General features: G+C 60.4%; 21 protein-coding genes. 9 read left to right on the top strand and 12 right to left on the bottom strand.

Annotated elements, in window-relative coordinates; translation table 11 throughout:
• Nucleotide 1: 1 nt before the first annotated feature.
• The 8 genes from KW403_RS16950 to KW403_RS16915 all read right to left on the bottom strand — a co-directional run bounded on the left by KW403_RS16950 (nucleotide 2) and on the right by KW403_RS16915 (nucleotide 7,473).
• Entirely contained in the window at nucleotides 2-697 is a 696-nt protein-coding gene (locus KW403_RS16950) for a DnaJ domain-containing protein (RefSeq protein WP_223020588.1), read from the bottom strand.
• On the bottom strand, nucleotides 694-1,431 hold the full coding sequence (locus KW403_RS16945) for a vWA domain-containing protein (RefSeq protein WP_223020587.1): 738 nt from the start codon (nucleotides 1,429-1,431) through the stop codon (nucleotides 694-696). Before KW403_RS16945 ends, KW403_RS16950 begins: the two co-directional genes overlap by 4 nt.
• Before the next feature lie 66 nt (nucleotides 1,432-1,497).
• Nucleotides 1,498-1,932 carry a DUF1489 family protein gene (locus KW403_RS16940; RefSeq protein ID WP_223020586.1) on the bottom strand — a complete coding sequence of 145 codons (435 nt, stop codon included), beginning with the start codon at nucleotides 1,930-1,932 and terminating at the stop codon, nucleotides 1,498-1,500.
• Between the two features lie 71 nt (nucleotides 1,933-2,003).
• On the bottom strand, nucleotides 2,004-3,404 hold the full coding sequence (locus KW403_RS16935; RefSeq protein ID WP_223020585.1) for an L-serine ammonia-lyase: 1,401 nt from the start codon (nucleotides 3,402-3,404) through the stop codon (nucleotides 2,004-2,006).
• Between the two features lie 589 nt (nucleotides 3,405-3,993).
• Entirely contained in the window at nucleotides 3,994-4,803 is an 810-nt protein-coding gene (locus KW403_RS16930; RefSeq protein ID WP_223020584.1) for a YdcF family protein, read from the bottom strand.
• A gap of 40 nt (nucleotides 4,804-4,843) precedes the next feature.
• A complete protein-coding gene (gene gatA / locus KW403_RS16925; protein ID WP_223020583.1) occupies nucleotides 4,844-6,325 on the bottom strand; it encodes an Asp-tRNA(Asn)/Glu-tRNA(Gln) amidotransferase subunit GatA in 1,482 nt (493 codons plus the stop codon).
• 60 nt (nucleotides 6,326-6,385) lie between these two features.
• Nucleotides 6,386-6,673 (bottom strand): Asp-tRNA(Asn)/Glu-tRNA(Gln) amidotransferase subunit GatC, encoded by a 288-nt coding sequence (gatC, locus tag KW403_RS16920; protein WP_223020582.1) that lies wholly within the window; start codon nucleotides 6,671-6,673, stop codon nucleotides 6,386-6,388.
• 92 nt (nucleotides 6,674-6,765) lie between these two features.
• Complete coding sequence (locus KW403_RS16915; protein ID WP_223022623.1) at nucleotides 6,766-7,473, bottom strand: metal-dependent hydrolase; 708 nt, start codon at nucleotides 7,471-7,473, stop codon at nucleotides 6,766-6,768.
• 124 nt (nucleotides 7,474-7,597) lie between these two features.
• On the opposite strand from KW403_RS16915, the gene ruvX reads away from it, so the two are divergent.
• On the top strand, nucleotides 7,598-8,083 hold the full coding sequence (gene ruvX, locus KW403_RS16910; RefSeq protein ID WP_223020581.1) for a Holliday junction resolvase RuvX: 486 nt from the start codon (nucleotides 7,598-7,600) through the stop codon (nucleotides 8,081-8,083).
• Here ruvX and KW403_RS16905 read toward each other — a convergent pair.
• Both KW403_RS16905 and KW403_RS16900 read right to left on the bottom strand, forming a co-directional pair.
• Entirely contained in the window at nucleotides 8,029-8,361 is a 333-nt protein-coding gene (locus KW403_RS16905) for a DUF6105 family protein (protein ID WP_223020580.1), read from the bottom strand. The genes ruvX and KW403_RS16905 overlap by 55 nt on opposite strands.
• Entirely contained in the window at nucleotides 8,361-8,933 is a 573-nt protein-coding gene (locus tag KW403_RS16900) for a hypothetical protein (RefSeq protein ID WP_223020579.1), read from the bottom strand. Before KW403_RS16900 ends, KW403_RS16905 begins: the two co-directional genes overlap by 1 nt.
• A 163-nt stretch (nucleotides 8,934-9,096) precedes the next feature.
• On the opposite strand from KW403_RS16900, the gene KW403_RS16895 reads away from it, so the two are divergent.
• Nucleotides 9,097-10,035 (top strand): AEC family transporter, encoded by a 939-nt coding sequence (locus KW403_RS16895; protein WP_223020578.1) that lies wholly within the window; start codon nucleotides 9,097-9,099, stop codon nucleotides 10,033-10,035.
• Here KW403_RS16895 and KW403_RS16890 read toward each other — a convergent pair.
• Entirely contained in the window at nucleotides 10,017-11,645 is a 1,629-nt protein-coding gene (locus KW403_RS16890) for an acyl-CoA dehydrogenase family protein (RefSeq protein WP_223020577.1), read from the bottom strand. The two genes, KW403_RS16895 and KW403_RS16890, sit on opposite strands and share 19 nt — an antisense overlap.
• 203 nt (nucleotides 11,646-11,848) lie before the next feature.
• Between KW403_RS16890 and KW403_RS16885 the strand changes: the two genes are divergently transcribed.
• The 4 genes from KW403_RS16885 to dprA are packed head-to-tail and all read left to right on the top strand — an operon-like array spanning nucleotide 11,849 to nucleotide 15,868.
• A complete protein-coding gene (locus KW403_RS16885; RefSeq protein ID WP_223020576.1) occupies nucleotides 11,849-12,811 on the top strand; it encodes an aspartate carbamoyltransferase catalytic subunit in 963 nt (320 codons plus the stop codon).
• Nucleotides 12,808-14,094 (top strand): dihydroorotase, encoded by a 1,287-nt coding sequence (locus KW403_RS16880; protein ID WP_223020575.1) that lies wholly within the window; start codon nucleotides 12,808-12,810, stop codon nucleotides 14,092-14,094. The genes KW403_RS16885 and KW403_RS16880 overlap by 4 nt, the downstream gene beginning before the upstream one ends.
• Before the next feature lie 29 nt (nucleotides 14,095-14,123).
• Nucleotides 14,124-14,738 carry a glycerol-3-phosphate 1-O-acyltransferase PlsY gene (gene plsY, locus KW403_RS16875; protein ID WP_223020574.1) on the top strand — a complete coding sequence of 205 codons (615 nt, stop codon included), beginning with the start codon at nucleotides 14,124-14,126 and terminating at the stop codon, nucleotides 14,736-14,738.
• On the top strand, nucleotides 14,738-15,868 hold the full coding sequence (dprA, locus tag KW403_RS16870; protein ID WP_223020573.1) for a DNA-processing protein DprA: 1,131 nt from the start codon (nucleotides 14,738-14,740) through the stop codon (nucleotides 15,866-15,868). Before plsY ends, dprA begins: the two co-directional genes overlap by 1 nt.
• Here dprA and KW403_RS16865 read toward each other — a convergent pair.
• Nucleotides 15,830-16,060 (bottom strand): hypothetical protein, encoded by a 231-nt coding sequence (locus KW403_RS16865; RefSeq protein ID WP_223020572.1) that lies wholly within the window; start codon nucleotides 16,058-16,060, stop codon nucleotides 15,830-15,832. The genes dprA and KW403_RS16865 overlap by 39 nt on opposite strands.
• Before the next feature lie 284 nt (nucleotides 16,061-16,344).
• Here KW403_RS16865 and topA point away from each other — a divergent pair, with 284 nt between their 5' ends.
• From topA to KW403_RS16850, 3 genes are read left to right on the top strand one after another with little or no spacing between them, the layout of a single operon-like run.
• A complete protein-coding gene (gene topA, locus KW403_RS16860) occupies nucleotides 16,345-18,969 on the top strand; it encodes a type I DNA topoisomerase (protein ID WP_223020571.1) in 2,625 nt (874 codons plus the stop codon).
• Nucleotides 18,970-18,973: 4 nt separating this feature from the next.
• A complete protein-coding gene (gene rnr, locus KW403_RS16855; RefSeq protein ID WP_246637825.1) occupies nucleotides 18,974-21,313 on the top strand; it encodes a ribonuclease R in 2,340 nt (779 codons plus the stop codon).
• Nucleotides 21,313-21,759 carry a DUF983 domain-containing protein gene (locus KW403_RS16850; protein ID WP_223020570.1) on the top strand — a complete coding sequence of 149 codons (447 nt, stop codon included), beginning with the start codon at nucleotides 21,313-21,315 and terminating at the stop codon, nucleotides 21,757-21,759. Before rnr ends, KW403_RS16850 begins: the two co-directional genes overlap by 1 nt.
• The last annotated feature ends 2 nt before the right edge of the window (nucleotides 21,760-21,761 follow it).

The raw sequence follows: 21,761 nt of genomic DNA, 5'->3' as shown, positions 1-21,761 counted from the left end.
CTCACTCATGAGCGGAAAGCAAAACGTCGCGAGCCTCGTTGACACGGGCAGCAAGAGACGAGGTACCTCCCATGTCGGGATGCAGGCGCTGCATCAGGCGGCGGTGAGCCTCTCTGATCTGCGCAACGGACGCACCTCTTTCAAGACCAAGGACCTCATAGGCCTCCTCCTCGGTCATGGGGCCCGAGCCCGACGCAACTCCCTCCCCCCCGTCGCCATTCGGCTGCGCGCCATCGCGCCAGGTGGGGAATTCGCTGTCAAGATAGGTTTCCAGAAGCCGTAAGCTCTCTTCATCGCCTTCAAGCTCCTTGTAGAGCGAAAGCAGTTCCTCCAGCGTCATATCTGCGAGCCGGCGCCCTTCGTGCCGGCCTGCAAGAACCTCTCCAGACAGTGTCCCACTATCGTGATCGAGCTCCATTTCGAGCGCCGCCGAGCGCACCGTAGAGCTTTGCCCCGGCTTTTTTACGCGCCCCATTCTCAGTCGCGCTGAACCGAACCAGGCGACCGCGGCTGAAATCAACATCCCGCCGATCCCTGCCCTGCCTGCAAACAGCATCACCACACCGGCGAGCGCCAGCAAGCCCGGCCCGGCGATCCGCAAGGTGTTGGCCACCCGCTTGGGGTTTGCATTCATGAAGCCGAAAGCGCCCAGAACGAGCAGCAGCAAAAGCGCGAAGAAGAAGAACGGGAAGCTCATCGGTCTCTGTCGCCGTGAAGATGTTCGAGCATCCTGCGATCTTCGGGCCTGTTCCGATCGCTCAGTGCCTTAAACCCGCCGGTCGCATAAACCGCGACGGCGGAGAGTAGCTTCCCCAGTTCGGCCGCGGACCGCGAATCAAAACGAAACCAGGCTCCTTTCGACAGACGGGCGATCTCGCGAAAAGCCCGTTCAGCAATCGGATCATGTCCTTCCTGAAAAACGAAAACCGGAACGCCACTCAAACCAAGGCGCCCGGCCTTGTCTGACAGATCGTCGACGCTCTCTTCCATCGCGTCGCCGATATAGACAAGCGCGTTCACCTTCTCGCGAGACGTTTCCTTCAAAGCGTGCGCCAGCACCTTGCTGATCTGTGTGTGGCCGCCACGACAGTCAATCTTGGTCATGAGTGTCTGCAGCGCTTCGGTATCCCGCACGAAGCGCGAGGCGCGGCTCTCGCCGAAACCTCTGAAATAGACGAGTTGAACGTTCAGCGAACCGGCCTTGTCCACGGCATCGAACATCTCGGCTTGAAGTTTGCAGGCAAGATCCCAGGTGGGCTGTCGGCTCATCGTTGCGTCCAGCGCGAGGATAAGCCGGCCGCTGCCGGTGCCGCGCATTGGAGCCAGTGCACGCGCTTGCCGCACGAACGCGTCAATGGCTCCCGATGGTGACCGGGTTTCGGAGGGCTTTGTCTCTGCGCGGCGAGGCGCGGGTGTTTTCTTGTCACTCATAATGAGAAAGATGGGCGTCCACCGACTGGTTGCAAGGCTCACCACAAGCCTGCGCCAGATGAGGCGCTACAGCAAGCCGAGTTCTGTGAGTTCACGGCGCAGTTCCAAAGGCATTTCCGCGTCGTCTCCGGCGCTGCCAAGATCTTGTGGCGCGTCCTTTGCCTCGAGATATCGCCACCCCTGAAAGGCTCGGCGCGGCTGAAACTGCGTGCGCACCAATCTGGGCTCCAGCACCAGATGACAGCGCGACACACCCTCAGAATCACGGAACGGACGGATGTCCAACAGTCTTTGACGGCATTGAACCGTGCCTTTGATGACCCAAAAGAGAGAGCCACCTTGGGTCAGCTCTTCCACGCGCTTTGGCACCATGCGCGTCGTGTGAAACTGCTCAGCCGGCTCGCCGCGCGCCTGTTTTTCCCGCAGACGAAGCGCGATCCAATCCTGCAATTGCTCGACGCTTTCGCAGCCGACGCACAATTTGATGAGGTTGAGTGCCATCGTTCAAATGTCGGGCGCTGCCCGGTCAAGGTCAAGCGGGATAGCCGGCTCTCCACAGCGTTGAGCGGAACTCAGCATTCCACAACGTTGACCGCAAGACCTCCGAGGCTTGTTTCCTTGTAGCGCTCGTTCATGTCCATGCCGGTCTGCCGCATCGTTTCGACCGCGGCATCAAGTGAAACGAAATGCTTGCCGTCGCCTTTTACCGCGAGCGACGCTGCCGTTACGGCCTTGACCGAGCCCAAAGCATTGCGCTCGATGCACGGCACCTGCACAAGCCCTGCTACCGGATCGCAGGTCATGCCCAAATGGTGTTCGAGTGCTATTTCGGCTGCGTTCTCCACCTGTTCGGGCGTGCCGCCTAAGACGGCGGCAAAACCAGCTGCCGCCATGGCGGACGCCGACCCCACTTCGCCCTGGCAGCCGACCTCAGCTCCGGATATGGAGGCATTGTGCTTGACGATGCCACCGATCGCGGCGGCCGTCAGAAGGAAATCGCGGATGCCGGCAGCATCAGCGTCGACATGAAATTTCTGCCAGTAACGCATGACCGCAGGCACAACGCCCGCCGCTCCATTGGTCGGAGCGGTCACCACGCGGCCGCCGCTGGCGTTTTCCTCGTTCACGGCCATTGCGAAAACGGAAAGCCAGTCGTTCGCTGCAAGAGGATTGGGGCGGTTCTGACGCCAGTCTTCATCCAGCCTGTCATGCAAGTGCCGCGCGCGACGGCGCACGTTCAGACCGCCGGGCATGATGCCGTCCTGCGAAAGGCCACGTTCTATGCATCCGTCCATGGCCTCCCAGATTCGGTCGAGACCGGCATCAAGCTCTGCCCGGGTCATGTGCGCTTCTTCGTTCGCCCGCTTCATCTCGGCGATCGATAATCCGCTTTCAGCCGCCATGGCAAGCATTTCGCGCGCGCTCGCAAAGGGGAACGGTACATCGCCGGCCTCGGGCTTTCTGGACTGCTTCTTCAGCGTCTGCAGTTCCTCCTCGGAAACCACAAAACCGCCACCGATGGAATAATAGATGCGCCTGAGCAGGAGCCTTCCATCCGCATCATACGCGTTGAACGCCATACCATTGGCATGACCCGGCAGAGCCTCCTTCTTGTCGAGCACAAGGTCGTTTTGCGGATCGAACTGGTATGGCTGATGGCCTTCAGGCCGGACCATCTTCTCGGCCGCAATCGTGGCGAGCTGTTCGTCCATGCGATCAGGATCGACGGTCAAGGGATTGTATCCTGCAAGTCCGAGGATCACGGCGCGGTCCGTACCGTGGCCCACGCCGGTAAAGGCAAGGGAGCCATGCAGGCTGACACCAAGCCGGTGCACGACACTCCCGGTCGGGCGGGGCCAGTCGTCGCCGGCAACCTCAGCCAGAAAGCGTTCTGCTGCCGTCATGGGGCCCATCGTGTGCGAACTGGATGGTCCGATACCGATCTTGAACAGGTCGAAAACGGAAAGGAACATGGGCGAAGGCTCCGGATGTGTCCAGACGAGGAACTCTCGCAGTGTGCGAGCCCCCGACAGTAAAGAAGCGGCACGCTGACACGACCGCGACATCGCATGATGTAGGCGATTTACCCAAACAAGCAAAGGGCGCAGCGATTGCGCTGCGCCCTTCGACTTTAAAGAACCGATGTCTTGCGGTTTTGCTGGTCGTTCAGCTTGACGTTGCTACGACCGCTGCCGTTTCGGCGCCAATCAAGAGCCATGCCAGAAAGATGATTCCCGCAAGCCCGATCACTGCTTTGGCGGTTACACCCCAGCAGGATCTCTCAACGCTATCGTCCATGCATATCCCGTTTTTTTAGTTCAATCTCCGACCGGGATGATCCCGATCGCCGATCTGTGACGGCGGGAGATACTCCTCCGCGTACGCTTCCGCAAGCCCAAAAACGGCGAAATCACGACCTGTGAACTGTTCTAAAATCCCAGAAAACGAGGGTTTTCCAGCATAATCAGGCACTTGGGCCAATAAAGGATTTCTCAACAGATGTGGCGAAATGCGGACATTTTTGCTGCAATGCACCATCCCGCGCCCCGAAAGAGCCTCGACTCACCGCGACGAAGGCTTTGGCCCGGGAAAAAGCGCATCCGTTCTGCCAGCCATTCGATAGGCTACGAGGCCGATCCACTCGCGTATTCCAACGGTCGTGTTACGCAGGGAATCGAGTGCATTGTCTTCCGCTAGGCCCGGCGTTTCGTTGCCGGCCGTTTTGTAGTCAACCGGCCAGGGAGTCACTGGAAATCCGACCTTCCGGAAGACGCCCACGGCGCGCGGCATGTGGAAGGCGGAGGTGACGAGAAGCCATGTCTCACCTGCGGCCGGCTTCACCAGTTCTCTTGAAAAGTGGGCGTTTTCAAACGTGTCGCGCGAACGGTTCTCCAGAACAAGTCGGCCCGCAGCCACGCCAAGCGCGGCCAGGAGGCGCGGAGCGGTATCCGCATCGCCCTCTCCAGCCAGAAAGACAGCGCCCTGCCCCCCTGAGATCAAGATCTTGGCTTGCGGGAACCGGCGCGCAAGAATTGCGGTTTCCACAAAGCGGTCACCACTGGCGTTCAGCTCATAGCCACCCCGCGCCATATTGATGGAGCCTTCCAGCCCGCCCCCGAGAACAATGATGCCATCGATCGTGTCCGGAATGGGCCGGGGTTTGCGAAAACGATCTTCCAGTGGCCCGAGCACAAGCGCGCCGAGCGTTGTCCAGGCTGAAAGAAAGAGAACCATAAAGGACAATCCGCTCGCCGCCATGGACAAGCGGTGCCTACCCAAAAATGCGGTCAGAAAAGACACCGCAATCAGGATAGCGACAAGGCTGAGGGGTTGAAGGAACAGCCAGCCAATCGCGGAAACGAGGTGAAACATGGCGCGGCCCCTGTTTTAGGTCAAATCCGCGCCACGCAGACTACCACCACCTGTTCGGTGCAAAGCGCCCCGCAGCCTGTTCGATGACATGCGCGGTGCGGAACAGTGTTTCTTCGTCAAACGGCTTGCCGATAAGCTGCAGGCCGAGCGGCAGGCCTTTTTCATCGAGCCCTGCCGGTACGGCGATGCCCGGCAGACCCGCCATGTTGACCGTCACAGTGAAGATGTCGTTCAGATACATCTTTACCGGATCGGATGCCATTTCCTGATCGGCTATGCCGAATGCAACCGATGGTGTGGCTGGCGTCAGGATGGCATCGACCCCATCTTCGAAGACCTGTTCAAAGTCACGCTTGATCAGCGTGCGCACCTTCTGCGCCTTCAGGTAATAGGCATCGTAATAGCCCGCCGAAAGCACATAGGTACCGATCATAATGCGGCGCTTGACCTCGCGACCAAAACCAGCCGCACGGGTCTGCTCATACATATCGGCAATGTCCTTGCCGGGCACGCGCAAGCCGTAGCGCACGCCGTCATAGCGCGCCAGGTTGGACGAAGCTTCGGCAGGCGCGACGATATAATAGGCGGGTAGAGCGTATTTGGTGTGCGGCAGCGAGATATCCACGATCTCCGCACCGGCATCGCGCATCCAGTCGATGCCTTTCTTCCAAAGAGCCTCGATCTCGTTGGGCATGCCGTCCATGCGGTATTCGCGCGGGATTCCGATTTTCAAGCCTTTGACCGACTGGCCGATGGCTGCTTCGTAGTCCGGCACCGGCAGGTCGACGGAGGTGGTGTCCTTGTCGTCCACGGAGGCCATGGACTTCAGCAGTATCGCCGCATCGCGCACATCGCGTGCAATCGGTCCCGCCTGATCGAGCGAAGAAGCAAAGGCCACCGTGCCCCAGCGCGAACAGCGACCGTAGGTCGGCTTGATACCGACTGTACCGGTGAAGGCGGCGGGCTGGCGGATCGAGCCGCCGGTGTCCGTCGCAGTAGCGCCCGCACACAGGAAAGCCGCAACGGCAGCCGCCGAACCACCCGACGAGCCGCCTGGCACGAGATCGGCACTGGACCCTTCCGCGCGCCAGGGATTGATAACCGGCCCGTAATAGGAGGTCTCGTTGGACGAGCCCATGGCGAACTCATCCATGTTGAGCTTGCCGAGCATCACCGCGCCATCCGACCATAGATTGGCGGTAACGGTGGATTCATACTTCGGCTTGAACCCGTCGAGAATGTGGCTGGCGGCCTGGGTGTGGACGTCTTGTGTCGCAAAAAGATCCTTGATGCCGAGCGGAATACCTTCCAGCGCGCCGGCTTCACCCTTCGCAATCTTTGCGTCACTCGCCTTTGCCATCGCCCGTGCCTTTTCATGGGTAACGGCAACATAGGCGTTCAGCTTTTCGTTGGCTGTGTCGATGGCCGAAAGATAGGCCTCGGTCAGTTCGGTGGCGGTGAAGGCCTTGGAGGCGAGCTTCTCGCGCGCTTCGGCGATTGTGAGTTTGGTGAGCTCTGTCATTGAAGATCCGTGGAAATCCGGAGGCCCATGAGGGCAAATGGGTTTGGAAGCGGGGCGCTCTTATTCAACCACTTTGGGAACGACGAAGAAATTGTCTTCCGAAGCAGGCGCATTAGCGACGATATCATCGGCCTTGCTGCCGTCGGTCACGCCGTCCTTCCGCTTCTTCATCGCCATCGGAATGGCGGAGGTCATGGGATCTACGCCCTCCACATTCACTTCATTCAATTGCTCGACGAAACCGAGAATCGCATTGAGTTCGCCCGTCATGCGCTCGGCATCGGCCTCGTCAACGGCAATGCGGGAAAGGCGCGCAACACGCTTCACGGTATCGATGTCCACGGACATGGTTTTCTCCAGGCGCTTATTGGCTGCGCCCCGGCTATAATCGGCGCGCGGGCAGCGTGCAACCGCCAACGCGCTTCGACGCACCGGATTTGCTACAGAGATATGCTCTCACCCGCCTTCAACGTCGGCACGTTCACGCCCGAACCTTCCATCCCCTCGACGAATTTTTGAGGCGTCTGGTCGATGATTGGGAAGGAACCGAAGTGACAGGGCAGAACCGTCTCGAACTTGAAATACCGACGGCAGGCGAGCGCTGCCACCGCACCTCCCATGGTGAAGCGATCGCCGACGGGCACCAGTCCGATTTCGGGCTGATGCAACTCATGAATCAGCGCCATATCGCTGAAAATGTCCGTGTCGCCCATATGATAGAGTGTCTTTTCATCTGGGAAATGCAGCACCAGCCCTGCCGGATTGCCCAGATAGGTGTTGGTACCGCCCTCGCCCGAAGAAGATGAGGAATGCTGCGCGTTAACAAAGGTGGTGGTGAAACCGTGGCAGTCTACCGTGCCCCCATGATTGCCGGGGTTGATGCGGCTCTGGTCGACGCCCTTGCCCACAAGAAACATGCAGATCTCGAAATTGGCGACCAGCATCGCGCCGGTGCTTCTCAGAATATCGACCGCATCGCCGATATGATCGTCGTGGCCATGGGTCAGCAGAACATGGGTCACACCCTCGGCCGGCTCCTCCCATCCGCCGTTCCAGGAGGGATTACCGGTCAGAAACGGGTCGATCAGGATGCGTGCTTCGCCCGCATCGACGCGAAATGCAGAATGGCCGTACCAGGTCAGATCCATGCGATTGTTCTCCAATATCTCTTTCGTGCAGCGCACCCGATGGCGGTTATCGCGCATCGGCAGCTTTCCGTGTAACCGGTGCAGCGCTAAAACGATCCCACAGTCCTAATCGGAGAAGTCAGTTTTGTCAGTGGTTGACCTGCAGGAACTCCCCGCTTTTCTCGGAGCAGGCCAGACGCTGGCCGGCCTCGACCTCGGCACCAAGACCATCGGAATTTCAGTCTCCGATCGGGGCCTCTCCCTTGCCACACCGCGGCAGGTGATCATGCGCAAGAAGTTCACGCAGGATGCCGAAGCGCTGATTGCGGCTTTCAAGCGTGACAATGTGGGCGGCATCGTCATCGGATTGCCTGTAAACATGGACGGGAGCGAAGGAGCGCGTGCGCAGTCGACGCGCGCCTTCATCCGCAATCTCGAGCGGCTTACCGCGCTCCCCGTCGCCTTCTGGGACGAGCGCATGTCGACTGTTGCTGCCGAGCGGGCTCTTCTGGAGATGGATGTGTCGCGAAAAAAACGGGCGGAGCGGATCGATTCCGCCGCCGCCGCCTTCATTCTTCAGGGTGCGCTGGACAGGTTGCGCACGTCCGCAGCCGCTTCCCCCGAACGATAAGCGGTGCGCTTTTCTTTGAACCATGCCCAGAGAGAGCGCCGGCGTCGGAACGCGATGATGGCCATGAGGATGAAGCTGTCGAGCACGCAAGCGCGGGCGACCATGCCCGGTATGATGGTCGGATCGATGCCCAGAATGTTGCCATAGATCCGAAACAGCAGATCATTCATCTCGCGGCTGAAAAAACCGAGGCCGAAATTGATGTCATGGTAAGACAGTCCATACCATCCCCAGAACAGGCCGAGCGGGAGCGCCCAGAAGATCAGAAGATAACGCATTACGGGCTCCAATGATCGTTGGCAGGGGTGGAGAATCGCAACCGCTGCCGTTGGGCAACACGCCTTGCCATGGCGTCGTGAGCGGCATCGATGATCTGCAGTGTGTTGACACGCGACATGGCCGGAGGGGCCGGTTCGGCATTTGCCTGTTCCGCAGCCTCTCCTTCCCGCCGCAGCACGAGGTGCGACGCCAGGACCGCGAGGAATTTCATCGTCGTGGCGGTGGAGAGCGGGACAGCGGCTGCGCTTGCAGAAAGCCCCGTATGAAGCAGATCAGCGAGCAGCATGACCAATGCAGCCGCGCAGGCCACAGCGGCAACGTTTGCCGTCTCCCGCCTGTCTCCGTTTTCAAGGACGGACACCACCAGCGTCCATGTGAAAAGCGCCGCCACCAACGCGTTGCCAAGCACGATGCCCAAATGGCCCAAGAACGTCGTCATGCGCCAGGCGGTTTCAGCCGCCAGCGAACCGACCGGAACGACAATGCCTTCGGCCTGCGCGGCTGTCCACACGGCCAGGCCGAAAATAACGGCCCAATAGACAGAAAGAAGGATTGAAAATGTGCGGTTCATGACTCTCGTTCCCGGATGAAACGTACACTGACCCGCCGCAAATCTCGCTGCAACGCTTACCAATCATTAAGGTTAACTTTCACAGGCGGGGAGAGCAGCGCTCCGGGTTTACAGACTTGCAGGCGGCTATTAGCAATAAGCTCCCTTCTGTCGCCGGTTTTCCATGTTCGCCATCTTCGAAAGCATCCTGCCGATTTTCCTGCTCATCATCGCAGGAAATGCGCTGCGGCGGACACCGCTTATCAGTGACGACACATGGCCGGGACTTGAGCAGCTTTGCTATTGGTTTCTGTACCCGGCGCTTCTTTTTATCACCATTGTCAATGCGGATTTCTCAAAACTCCGCCTCGACGCCCTGCTCGGCGCGCTGATGGTTTCGGTTCTCGGGATGATTTTTCTGGTGCTCGCCTTGTGGCCTGCTCTGAGAGCGAGCCGATTGATCAAGCACAGTCAATTCTCCTCGCTCTTCCAGACGGCTGTGCGCTGGAACGGCTTCATGGCCCTGGCGGTCGCCCAGAAGCTCTTTCCTCCTGAAGGAGCCGCCGTGGTGGCGCTTGTGATGGCGACGATCATCATCCCCATCAACATCGCCTCGGTGTTCGTGGTCACACGGTTTGCCGACAACAGCGCTTCCTGGTCCAAGGTTTTGCTGGACGTTGCGCGCAACCCGATGGTGCTGGCGGCGTCGGCAGCGGTGGCCCTGCGGTTTCTGCCCTTCGGCCTCTACCCTCCCTTGAACCAGACGCTGGACCTCGTAGGTCGCGCTGCGCTGGGGATGGGGCTTTTGACCATTGGCGCCAGCCTGCGTCCCGGCGACTTCCTGGCTGCACCGGCAGCCTTGTGGGCATCTGCCTTCTTGAAACTGATTTTCTTTCCGACCCTCATGATTTCGATGGCGCTCGTTTTTGGCGTCACCGGGCCGGCACTCGACTATCTGGCGCTTTGTGCGGCGGTTCCCACCGCCATGAACGGCTATCTTCTCGCGCGGCAACTCGGTGGCGATGCACCGCTCTATGCGAGCATCACCACACTGCAAACGGCGCTCGCCTTCTTCACGATACCGTTGGTTCTCACGGTTGTCGCTCAGTTCTCGTCGGGATAGAGCACGTCGAGGATGGAGGAGGCGTCGTGCCGCGCGTCCAGCATGCCGTATGTGCTGCGCCACTGGCCGGCAAGACGTGTTTCGATGAAGGCATCCGCAACCCTGCCAGCGCCCAGCCGCTTCAATTCGGCAGCGGCTGCCGCGAGCGCAAGTTGTTCGGTCAGGATACGGGCTGATCCCTCGTCGGTCTGACAGACGCGGGCAGCGGCTGCCAGAACCTCGAGTGTCGCACCGCCCTTTTCGCCAAGATCTCTTCCGATCATACCAAGCACCTCGTCGAAAAGCCCGGCATTGCGCTCAAGGACGCGCAAGACGTCGAGCCCCATCACGTTGCCGGACCCTTCCCAGATCGCGTTGACCGGAGCTTCGCGATAGTGCCTGGACAATGGAGCTTCCTCGACATAGCCATTGCCGCCAAGGCACTCCATAGCCTCATAGGTCACAGCCGGCGCCAGCTTGCAAACCCAATATTTGACGACCGGCGTCATGACCCGGGCAAAGGCCGCATCGCCACGGCTGTCGGCGGCCTCGTCAAAGGAGCGCGCAAGTCGCATCGAAAGCGCCGTTGCTGCGGCGACATCAAGGGCCATGTCGGCAAGCACCCGCAGCATCAGCGGCTGCTCGATCAGCGGCGCGCCGAAAACCTGACGATGCCTTGTGTGGTGTACGGCTTCAGCCAATGCCGCGCGCATGATGCCCGCCGATCCCAGCGCGCAATCAAGGCGCGTGAGCGTCACCATATCCATGATGGTGCGGATGCCGCCGCCGGGCTCGCCGACCAACTCGCCCATCGTGCCATGAAACTCCACCTCTGAGGAGGCATTCGAGCGGTTGCCGAGCTTGTCTTTGAGGCGCTGGAAATGCAGGCCGTTTCCGGCCCCGTCCTCCAGAACCCGCGGCACGAGAAAGCAGGACAAGCCCTGATCGGCCTGTGCCAGAACCAGAAAGGCGTCGGACATCGGCGCGGACAGGAACCATTTGTGGCCTGTCAAACGATAGATCTTGCCTTCAAGGCGCTCGGCCCGCGTCGTGTTCGCGCGTACATCGGTTCCGCCCTGTTTCTCGGTCATTCCCATGCCGATGGTGATGCCATTTTTCTGCGCCACGGGCTTGTTCGCATGGTCGTATTTGCGGACGGCCACGCGCGGTGCCCAGCGGCGAAACAGCGTGTTGTCCGCCATCAAGGCCGCAAGCGAGGCGTTCGTCATGGTCAGCGGGCAAAGATGACCGCATTCGAGCTGTGCCGTCAGATAAAAGCGCGCGGCGCGTATCTGATGGCGATGGCCCGCCTCGGCTTCCGTCTTCTCCCAGATGGAGGAATGAAGCCCGTTGGCGGCAGAGCGACGCATCAATGCGTGATAGGCGGGGTGATACTCCACCAGATCGAGACGGTTGCCGTATCGGTCATGCGTTCTCAGCTGAGGCGTCTCGGCATTGGCCAGGCGTGCCAGATCAAGCGCTTCCTGATTGCGCACGAAACGTCCAAGCGTATCGAGGTCTTTGCGCACAGGTTCCGAAAACCGCTCTGCCGCCTGCATCAACAATGGATCGCTGCGCCAGGCATTGGTGCCGGCGATTGGAGGCGACTGGTTGGTTACTTCATGCGTCACGGCTTTACTCTATCACAACAAAAGCAGCGCGTCGGGAATCAACGCGCGCTCAACGACCCATAGTGGCAAGCACACCTTGCCAATCGATGAAACCTTGATGCGCCATAAAAACACAAAAGCTGTTATTTGTGTCCGTCAGATGGGTTCAGCACGTGATGCGCGCTTGCAGCGGTTCTGGCTGCAGCCTATAGCAGGCTCTTGAGATGACAAACGCCTCTTTCCCACTTTACCCACACCGCCACCTGCTTGGCATCAAGGGGCTATCGCCCCTCGACATCGAAACACTTCTCGACCGGGCGGACACGGCCGTTGCCATTTCCAGGCAACAGGAGAAGAAGACGGCCGCACTGCGCGGCCGTACGCATATCAACCTTTTCTACGAAGCCTCCACCCGCACCCAGTCTTCATTTGAACTGGCCGGCAAGCGGTTGGGCGCAGACGTGATGAACATGTCCGTCGCAAGCTCGTCGACCAAAAAGGGCGAGACTCTGCTGGACACCGCGATCACGCTGAACGCCATGCGACCGGACATTCTGGTAATCCGGCATGCAGCGGCCGGTGCCGCGGCCCTGCTCGCTCAAAAGGTTTCATGCTCGGTGGTCAACGCGGGCGACGGCGCTCATGAACATCCGACGCAGGCCCTGCTCGATGCACTTACGATCCGTCGCGCGAAAGGCCGCATCGGCGGGCTTACCGTGGCGATCTGCGGGGATGTTCTGCATTCACGGGTGGCGCGCTCGAACATCATTCTGTTGAACGCCATGGGCGCGCGGGTGCGGGTCGTTGCGCCCTCGACGCTTCTTCCCGCCGGCATCAGTCAGATGGGGGTGGAACCCTTCACGAGGATGGATGAGGGCCTGAAGGGGGCCGATATTGTGATGATGCTGCGGCTCCAGCGTGAGCGGATGGCGGGATCTCTCATTCCCTCGGTGCGAGAATATTTCCGCCATTTCGGCCTCGACGCCGAGAAACTGAAGGCGGCCAAAGACGACGTCCTGGTGATGCATCCCGGCCCCATGAACCGCGGCGTGGAGATCGCCTCCGAGATCGCGGACGGGCCGCAGAGCCTCATTCAGGAACAGGTGGAGATGGGGGTCGCCGTGCGGATGGCCGTGATGGAGGCGCTGCTCGACCCGCGACGTGACGCCGACGGAGGCGAAGCATGAGTGCGACCGTTTTTCAGAACGCCCGTGTTGTGGACCCTTCACGCGGCAAGGACGAACACGGAACGGTCATCGTCGCCGACGGGAAAATCCTTGCCGCGGGTGCCGATGCCCAGAATCAGGGCGCCCCTGAGAACGCTGACATCGTCGATTGCCAGGGGCACGCCGTCATCCCCGGCCTTGTCGATTCGCGTGTCTTCATTGGCGAACCCGGCGCAGAACACAGGGAAACCATAGCTTCAGCGAGCCGGGCTGCGGCTGCAGGCGGCGTGACGTCCGTCATCATGATGCCGGATACCACCCCGGTGATCGACGATGTTGCGTTGGTGGAATTCGTCAAACGCACTGCGCGCGATACGGCGACGATCAACATATTTCCTGCCGCATCCGTAACCAAGGGCTTTGCGGGAAAGGAGCTTTCGGAGTTCGGGCTTCTGCACGAAGCCGGCGCAGTCATGCTGACCGAGGGGCGCTCGACCATTAACAATGCACTGGTCATGCGGCGTGCCCTCACCTATGCCCGTGATCTTGGCATCACCATTGCTCACGAGACGCAGGACCCGCATCTGGCGTCCTCCGGCGTGATGAACGAAGGACTTTTCGCGAGTTGGCTTGGTTTGCCCGGCATCCCGCGCGAGGCCGAAACCATTCCGCTCAGCCGAGACCTGATGCTTGCCGCCCTAACAGGCGGCCGCTATCACGCCGCGAAAATCTCCACCGCAATGTCTGCAGCGGCCATCGCGAGGGCCAAAGATGACGGCGCGGATGTCAGTGCAGGCATCTCGATCAACCATTTGACGCTGAACGAGAACGACATTGGCGATTACCGCACATTCTTCCGGCTTTCACCGCCATTGCGCACCGAAGATGACCGGGTCGCCATGGTGGAGGCCCTGAAAACCGGGATTGTCGACATTATCGTTTCTTCTCACGACCCTCAGGACGTGGATACCAAGCGCCTACCGTTTGCCGAAGCCGAAGCCGGCGCCATCGGTCTCGAGACGCTTCTGGCGGCGGCCCTGCGCCTTTATCATAACGGCGACCTGCCGCTCATGCGTCTTGTCGAGTGCCTGGCCACGGCGCCGGCGCGTCTGTTCGGTCTTCCCGGCGGCACGCTGAAACCCGGTGCAGACGCCGATCTGGTTTTGGTGGACCTAGACGCGCCGTGGATCGTGCGCGAGACGGATATTCGTTCCCTTTCGAAGAACACATGCTTCGAAGGTGCGCGAATGCAGGGCCGGGTCTTGCAAACAATGGTTGCAGGCCGCACAGTGTTCACGGCCTGAGTGAACGTAGTTTCAGGGGGGAGAGCCCGATGCCGGATCCCATAAGTTGGCAGCTAGCATTGCCCTATCTCGTGGCCGCGCTCCTTTTCGGCTATCTGCTCGGTTCCATTCCGTTTGGCCTTGTCGTAACGCGGCTTGCCGGCCTCGGCGATGTCCGCAAGATCGGCTCGGGCAATATCGGCGCGACCAACGTGCTCCGCACCGGCAACAAGAAGCTCGCTGCCCTGACACTCCTTGGCGATGCCTTCAAGGGCACGGTCGCAGTTCTGCTGGCAGGTTTTTACGGGCCCGATCAGGCGGTCGCTGCAGGGCTTGGCGCATTTCTCGGCCATCTCTTTCCGGTGTGGCTCGGCTTTCGCGGCGGAAAGGGTGTGGCGACGTATCTGGGCGTATTGATTGGGATCGCCTGGCCGGGTGCCGTCATCTTCGCCGTGGTCTGGCTCACCGTCGCCTTCATCACAAGATATTCGTCGCTTTCGGCCCTCGTCGCTGCCGTCGCAGTTCCGGTCGGACTTTATCTGCTGGACTATGTTCAGGCGGCTGAACTCTTTGTGTTGATGAGCGTGATCGTGTTTATCAAACACAGGACAAACATTTCACGCTTGATGTCGGGGACCGAAACGCGCATCGGGGGCAAAGGGTGATGAGCCTTGGCGAGGGCGCTCGGCTTAGCGACCGTCAGCGCCTCGCCTGGTTGCAGCTGCTGCGCAGCGAAAATGTAGGTCCGGTCACCTTTCGCCAACTGGTCAATCACTGTGGCTCGGCCGAAGCCGCCTTGCAGATGTTGCCGGAACTCGCGGCGCGCGGCGGAGCAACACGACGTATCGTGATTGCCTCGCTTGCGGATGCGGAGCGGGAACTGGAACAGGCAGCCCGCTTGGGCGCCCGTTTCGTCGCGGTGGGGGAACCCGAGTATCCTCCGTTGATGCGCCGCATGGACCAGCCGCCCCCACTGCTCGCGATGAAGGGAGACCTTTCCGTCGCACTCAGGCCGACAGTCGCACTGGTCGGAGCGCGCAACGCATCACTGACCGGAATGAAAATGGCAAGGCGTTTGGCGGCGGAACTCGGAAGTACCGGCTTTTCAGTCGCGTCGGGCCTTGCCCGCGGCATCGATGCGGCAGTCCATCAGGGGAGCCTCGAGAGCGGCACCATCGCCGCACTTGCCGGTGGCCTTGATCGCCCCTATCCGCCCGAGAATCTTGCTCTTTTTGATGAGATAGCAGAACGGGGGACCGTTCTGAGCGAAATGCCATTCGGCTGGGCGCCAAGGGCGCGCGATTTTCCGCGGCGCAACCGTCTGGTCGCGGGTGTCGCCTTTGGTCTCGTGGTGGTCGAAGCGGCGAAACGCTCCGGTTCTCTTATAAGCGCGCGGCTAGCAGGAGAGATGGGACGGCTTGTCTTCGCCGTGCCGGGGTCGCCGTTGGATCCCCGCGCCGGCGGCACGAACGCATTGCTGAAAGACGGCGCTATTCTTGTTACCGAAGCCGAAGATATCGTTTCTCAGATTATTCCTCTGCTGGAGAAACCGCTGTCGAAATCCGAGAAACTCGAAGAACCGCCGACCATAACGGCGGCTCCTCCACCCGATGACAGAGACCGCGACAGGGTCACTCAGACACTTGGGCCCTCACCCGTTTTGATAGACGACATCATTCGCCATACCGGCCTTCACCCCTCGCAGGTTCTTACCGTTCTGCTCGAGCTTGATCTCGCCGGCAGACTTGAGCGGCACTCAGGAAGCGCGGTCTCGCTTCTTCCCGGAGACATGTAGCCCCGCCCCATTCCCCTGAAGGCCGCAAGGCTGGTCACCGCGAATAATGTCACTGGCTTCGAGATATGCCATCTCGATCATATAGGCGAGCAGGTCACAACGCTCAGCAAGCGCCATGGTGCGCAATTGCCCAAGCATCGCCTGCAAGTAGTCAAGCGCATCGGTCCGGCCCCCACCGGAATGTTCGCCCATTCGCCGTCACTCCCTTCCAGCGCGCGGCACCCATTGGTGTTGCCCGAGAACAATGTCCCCGACTATTCTCCATTAAGGACCCAGGTGGAGTATACACACCATTATAAACAAATAAACGGAAAATTTACGATAAACAAACGTCGTCCACAGACGCTTTGCAGCGGACGAAATTCCCGTTGACCCTTGACCGCACGACAAAGCACGGCCATGTGACGAGGCTGGATTCGTTCAAAATGCGAGGCGCCGCGAAAATGCCGGACGCCTGCGGGGAAATCTGAAAGCTCATGGATCTTGTTATCGTCGAGTCGCCGGCCAAGGCGAAAACCATCAACAAATATCTGGGCTCGAACTACAAGGTTCTGGCCTCGTTCGGCCATGTGCGCGACCTTCCTCCAAAGGATGGCTCGGTGCGCCCGGATGAGGATTTCGCCATGTCGTGGAGTGTGGACAGCCCCTCCTCCAAGCGATTGAGCGACATTGCAAAGGCGGTGAAGGAAGCCGACAGTCTGATCCTCGCCACCGACCCCGACCGCGAGGGTGAGGCGATTTCCTGGCATGTGCTGGAAGTTCTGAAGCAGAAAAAAGTTCTGAAAGACAAGCCGGTGCAGCGCGTTGTCTTTAACGCCATTACCAAGAAGGCGGTGCTTGATGCGCTCTCTCATCCGCGTGAGGTGGATGTTCCGCTGGTCGATGCCTATCTTGCCCGCCGCGCGCTCGACTATCTGGTTGGCTTCACGCTCTCGCCTGTCTTGTGGCGCAAACTGCCGGGCGCTCGTTCCGCAGGCCGCGTCCAGTCGGTGGCACTGCGCCTGGTGTGTGATCGCGAGGCGGAGATCGAGCGGTTTATCCGCGAGGATTACTGGCAGATCGCCGCCACGCTCGCCACCCCGCGTCAGGAAAGCTTCGAGGCGCGACTGACCACGATCGATGGCAAAAAGCTCCAGAAGCTTGACATCAAGAGCCAGGAGCAGGCCGACGACATCAAGGCCATGCTCGATGGTGCCTCATTCAAGGCGGTCTCCGTGGAGGCAAAGCCCACCAGGCGCAATCCCGCACCGCCGTTTACGACCTCTACCCTGCAGCAGGCAGCCTCCTCGCGTCTCAGTTTCGGGGCGTCGCGCACCATGCAAGTGGCGCAGAGGCTTTATGAGGGCATCGACATTGGCGGCGAGACGGCGGGTCTCATCACCTATATGCGAACCGACGGCGTTCAGATGGCCCCCGAGGCGCTCGATCAGGCCCGCAAGGCGATCGGCGCGGAATTCGGCGAGCGCTATTTGCCTGAAAAACCGCGTTTTTATTCGGTGAAAGCCAAGAATGCGCAGGAAGCGCATGAGGCAATCCGTCCGACGGATTTCTCCCGCACGCCCGATCAGGTTCGCCGCTATCTCGATGCCGATCAGGCCCGTCTCTACGAAATGATCTGGAAGCGGGCCATCGCCAGCCAGATGCAGCCAGCCGAGATCGAGCGCACCACGGTCGAGATCGTGGCCGAGAATGAGGCCCGCAATGCGGGCCTGCGCGCCGTCGGGTCGGTGATCCGGTTCGAGGGTTTCCTTGCCGCCTATGCGATCGACAAGGACGAAAACGCCGAGGACGAGGAAAGTCGCCGCCTGCCTGAAATCCACGAGGGCGAGGAGCAAACGCGCGAAAAGATCGAGGCCACCAAACACACGACCGAGCCACCGCCGCGCTACTCGGAAGCCTCGCTCATCAAGAAGATGGAAGAGCTGGGCATCGGCCGTCCCTCCACCTATGCAGCGACGCTCAAAACGCTTGAGGATCGTGACTATGTGACGATCGAAAAGCGCAAGCTCATGCCGCAGGCAAAGGGCCGGCTGGTCACCGCATTTCTGGAGAATTTCTTCGAGCGCTATGTGGAATATGATTTCACGGCGGACCTTGAGGAAAAGCTCGACAAGATTTCCGACGGACAGCTTTCCTGGAAGGACGTGCTGCGCGACTTCTGGAACGATTTCTCCGGTCATGTGGACGAGATCAAGGAGCTGCGCGTCACGAACGTGCTCGATGCGCTGAACGAGGAGCTCGCTCCGCTCGCTTTCCCCGCCAAGGAAGATGGCAGCGATCCGCGTGCATGTCCGCGTTGCGGAACCGGTCAGCTCTCCCTGAAGCTCGGTCGCCACGGTGCCTTTGTCGGCTGCTCCAACTATCCCGAATGCGGGTTTACCCGCCAGTTCGGCGAGGCCGGCAATGGCGAGAATGGCGAAAACGGTCTCGACGGCGACAAGGTGCTCGGCAAGGACCCGCACACAGAAGAAGAGATCACGCTGCGCTCCGGCCGTTTCGGCCCCTATGTGCAGCGCGGTGACGGCAAGGAAGCCAAGCGCGCCGGCCTGCCGAAGGGCTGGGCACCTGATTCCATCGACATCGAACAGGCGCTGGCGCTGCTCTCCCTGCCGCGTGATGTGGGCCAGCATCCTGAATCCGGCAAGATGATATCCGCCGGCATAGGGCGCTATGGCCCCTTCCTTCTCCATGACGGCGCCTATGCCAATCTGGAAACCGTCGAGGATGTGTTCTCCATTGGGCTGAACCGCGCTGTCACCGTGATTGCGGAAAAACAGGCCAAAGGCGGGCGCGGACGCTCTGCTCCTGCAGCCTTGAAAGAGCTTGGCGATCATCCCGACGAAGGTGGCAAGATCACCGTACGCGACGGTCGCTATGGTCCTTATGTCAACCATGGCAAGGTCAACGCGACCCTCCCCAAGGGCAAGGACCCGATGGATGTCACGCTGGAAGAAGCGCTGGAACTGATCGCTGCCAAGGCGGCCAAGGGCGGCAAGAAGAAGCCCGCGGCCAAAAAGAAGGCTCCGGCGAAGAAGGCGACCACCACCACCAAAAAAACCACCGCGGCGAAGAAGAAGACCGCAGCCAAGAAAGAGGAATAACGCTTTGGCGCGCAGCATTTCCGGCAAGTCGAAAGCAAAGACCCGAACCCTCGGCAAAGCCGGACGCGACGCGAAATCGGCCAAGGCGACCTCCGGAGACCACCTGCCCGACCGTGACGAGGTGTTGCGCTTCATCAAGGACAATCCCGACCGCACCGCGAAGCGCGACATTGCCAAGGCTTTCGGACTCAAGGGCGGTGACCGGATCTGGCTGAAGGACATTCTGCGCGAGCTTCAGGACGAGGGGCTCCTGAAGAAGACGCGCAAACGCCTTCTGCGCCCCGGCGCGCTGCCGCATGTCGTGGTGCTCGACATCTTCTCGCGCGATGCCGCCGGCGCGCTTCTGGCAAGGCCCGCAGAGCGGGAGGATCAGGATGAAGGCGAAGGCCCCCTGCCCCTCGTGGAAATCCGCACCCAGAAAGGCGGCAAGGCTGCCGGCATCGGCGACCGCGTCCTGGCCCGTGTCTTCCGCACGGAAAACGGTGAAGGTCCCGCCTATACGGGCCGTGTGATGAAGGTCTTCGAAAAGCGGCGGCAGAGCATTCTGGGCGTCATTCGCAAATCGAAGGATGGCGTGTTTCGCATCGAGCCCGTCGAGCGCACCCAACGCGAGCTCACCATAGATACAGACGATCTCAATGACGCGCTGGATGGCGATCTTGTAGAGATCGAGCCCATCTCCGGGGGGCGCTATGGCCCGGCGCGCGGCAAGGTGATTTCGGTCATCGGTTCGCTGTCCAGCGAGAAGGCGGTCTCCATGATCGCCATTCACGCGCATGAGATCCCGCATATTTTCCCCGATGACGTCATTGCGGAATCCGAAGCGGCAAAACCCGTCACGCTGTCCGGCTGCGAAGACTGGCGTGACATGCCGCTTATCACCATCGATCCGGCCGATGCTAAGGATCACGACGATGCAGTGATGGCGGAGCCTGATCCGGACGAGAAGAATCCCGGCGGCTTCATCGCCACCGTCGCGATTGCCGACGTGGCGCATTATGTGCGTCAAGGTTCGGCGCTCGACCGCGAAGCAGTCAAACGCGGCAATTCCGTCTATTTCCCCGACCGCGTGGTTCCCATGCTGCCGGAGCGCATTTCCAACGATCTGTGCTCCCTGCGCGAAGGCGAGCCGCGCCCAGCCATGGCCGTGCGCATGCGCTTTTCCGCATCGGGACAAAAGGTCGGGCACAGCTTTCACCGCGTCATCATGCGCTCGGCAGCAAAACTCTCCTACCAGCAGGCACAGAAGGCCATTGACGGCGAACCGGATGACAAGACGGGCCCGCTTCTCGAGCCCATCCTAAAGCCCCTCTGGGATGCCTACGCGGTTCTGAAACGCGGGCGCGACAACCGCCAGCCACTCGAACTCGACCTTCCGGAGCGCAAGATCCTTCTGAAGGAAGATGGCACCGTGGATCGCGTGGTCGTGCCGCCGCGTCTTGATGCGCACAAACTCATCGAAGAATTCATGGTGCAGGCCAATGTCGCGGCAGCCGAAACGCTGGAGGCAAAACGTCAGGCACTTATCTACCGTGTCCACGATGCCCCCTCGCTTGCCAAGCAGGAGGCCCTGCGCGAATTTCTGCGCACCTTCGAGATCTCGCTGGCGCGCGGTGCACAGCTGAAGCCTGCCCAGTTCAACGCGATTCTTGCCCGCGTGCGTGACACCGAACACGAACAACTGGTCAACGAGGTCGTGCTGCGTTCGCAGAGCCAGGCGGTCTATGCACCTGAGAATCTTGGCCATTTCGGCCTCAACCTGCGCCGTTATGCGCATTTCACCTCGCCCATCCGCCGCTATGCGGACCTGATCGTCCATCGCGCGCTGATTGCCGCTCTCGGGCTTGGCAAGGACGGTCTGACCCAGGATGAGGAAACCCGACTTGAAGAAACCGCAGCATTGATTTCTGCAACGGAGCGCCGCGCCATGGCCGCCGAGCGCGACACGGTCGACCGGCTCGTTGCAGAGCATCTGTCGGGCCGTGTCGGCGAGGAATTCGATGCCCGGATTTCCGGCGTGGCCAAGGCGGGACTTTTTGTCCAGTTGCCGCAATACGGTGCCGATGGCTTTGTGCCCGTGTCCACACTTGGAGATGAGTACTATATCTATGACGAGGCGCGGCATGCCATGGTGGGCGAGCGTAGCGGGCGCGGCTTTCAGTTGGGCGACAGCGTGTCGGTCCGGTTGGTTGAGATTGCGCCGCTGGCTGGCGCCATGCGGTTTGAAATGCTGAGCAAGCCCGAGAAACTGCCGGGATCGATGAAGTCGTTTCACAAGGCAAAGGGTCGCTCCGGGCGCGCTTCGGGCAAAAGCCGACGCGCCTCGCAGGGCAGGAGACGGTGATGGAAGAGAAGGTTTATGTGGGTAGAGCCGCCCCGAAGCGGCCCGTACGCCCCCTCATGGAGGCCATGAAACGCGGGTTCATGGGCCGTTGCCCCAATTGCGGCGAGGGAAAACTCTTTCGCGCCTATCTGAAGACGGCCGACAAATGCCCTGAATGCGGCGAAGAGTTCCATCACCATCGCGCCGACGACCTGCCTGCCTACCTTGTGATTTTCATTGTCGGCCACATTGTTGTCGGCGCATTCATGGGAATGGAGGCTCTTACCGATTGGCCGGGCTGGGTGCACCTCGCTATCTGGGTGCCCATCACGCTGATCATGTCGCTGCTTCTGATCGGCCCCATCAAGGGGGCAATCGTCGGGCTGCAATGGGCCTATTACATGCACGGTTTCGGCGATGAAGACGAACATATCGAAACACACCCGGAACTGGGAAAGCACTCCTAGGA

It is taken from the genome of Nitratireductor kimnyeongensis (assembly GCF_019891395.1).
GTDB classification, from domain to species: domain Bacteria; phylum Pseudomonadota; class Alphaproteobacteria; order Rhizobiales; family Rhizobiaceae; genus Nitratireductor; species Nitratireductor kimnyeongensis.
This window is presented reverse-complemented; position numbering and strand designations above follow the sequence as displayed.

What these genes read in the sequence shown, in the direction of transcription:
- KW403_RS16900 (WP_223020579.1), bottom strand. Translation starts at nt 8,933, where the DNA reads ATGAACCGCACATTTTCAATCCTTCTTTCTGTCTATTGGGCCGTTATT.
- KW403_RS16935 (WP_223020585.1), bottom strand. Translation starts at nt 3,404, where the DNA reads ATGTTCCTTTCCGTTTTCGACCTGTTCAAGATCGGTATCGGACCATCC.
- KW403_RS16895 (WP_223020578.1), top strand. Translation starts at nt 9,097, where the DNA reads ATGTTCGCCATCTTCGAAAGCATCCTGCCGATTTTCCTGCTCATCATC.
- KW403_RS16885 (WP_223020576.1), top strand. Translation starts at nt 11,849, where the DNA reads ATGACAAACGCCTCTTTCCCACTTTACCCACACCGCCACCTGCTTGGC.
- gatA (WP_223020583.1), bottom strand. Translation starts at nt 6,325, where the DNA reads ATGACAGAGCTCACCAAACTCACAATCGCCGAAGCGCGCGAGAAGCTC.
- plsY (WP_223020574.1), top strand. Translation starts at nt 14,124, where the DNA reads ATGCCGGATCCCATAAGTTGGCAGCTAGCATTGCCCTATCTCGTGGCC.
- KW403_RS16915 (WP_223022623.1), bottom strand. Translation starts at nt 7,473, where the DNA reads ATGGATCTGACCTGGTACGGCCATTCTGCATTTCGCGTCGATGCGGGC.
- KW403_RS16880 (WP_223020575.1), top strand. Translation starts at nt 12,808, where the DNA reads ATGAGTGCGACCGTTTTTCAGAACGCCCGTGTTGTGGACCCTTCACGC.
- topA (WP_223020571.1), top strand. Translation starts at nt 16,345, where the DNA reads ATGGATCTTGTTATCGTCGAGTCGCCGGCCAAGGCGAAAACCATCAAC.
- dprA (WP_223020573.1), top strand. Translation starts at nt 14,738, where the DNA reads ATGAGCCTTGGCGAGGGCGCTCGGCTTAGCGACCGTCAGCGCCTCGCC.
- KW403_RS16940 (WP_223020586.1), bottom strand. Translation starts at nt 1,932, where the DNA reads ATGGCACTCAACCTCATCAAATTGTGCGTCGGCTGCGAAAGCGTCGAG.
- KW403_RS16950 (WP_223020588.1), bottom strand. Translation starts at nt 697, where the DNA reads ATGAGCTTCCCGTTCTTCTTCTTCGCGCTTTTGCTGCTGCTCGTTCTG.
- KW403_RS16945 (WP_223020587.1), bottom strand. Translation starts at nt 1,431, where the DNA reads ATGAGTGACAAGAAAACACCCGCGCCTCGCCGCGCAGAGACAAAGCCC.
- KW403_RS16865 (WP_223020572.1), bottom strand. Translation starts at nt 16,060, where the DNA reads ATGGGCGAACATTCCGGTGGGGGCCGGACCGATGCGCTTGACTACTTG.
- KW403_RS16850 (WP_223020570.1), top strand. Translation starts at nt 21,313, where the DNA reads ATGGAAGAGAAGGTTTATGTGGGTAGAGCCGCCCCGAAGCGGCCCGTA.
- KW403_RS16930 (WP_223020584.1), bottom strand. Translation starts at nt 4,803, where the DNA reads ATGTTTCACCTCGTTTCCGCGATTGGCTGGCTGTTCCTTCAACCCCTC.
- KW403_RS16905 (WP_223020580.1), bottom strand. Translation starts at nt 8,361, where the DNA reads ATGCGTTATCTTCTGATCTTCTGGGCGCTCCCGCTCGGCCTGTTCTGG.
- gatC (WP_223020582.1), bottom strand. Translation starts at nt 6,673, where the DNA reads ATGTCCGTGGACATCGATACCGTGAAGCGTGTTGCGCGCCTTTCCCGC.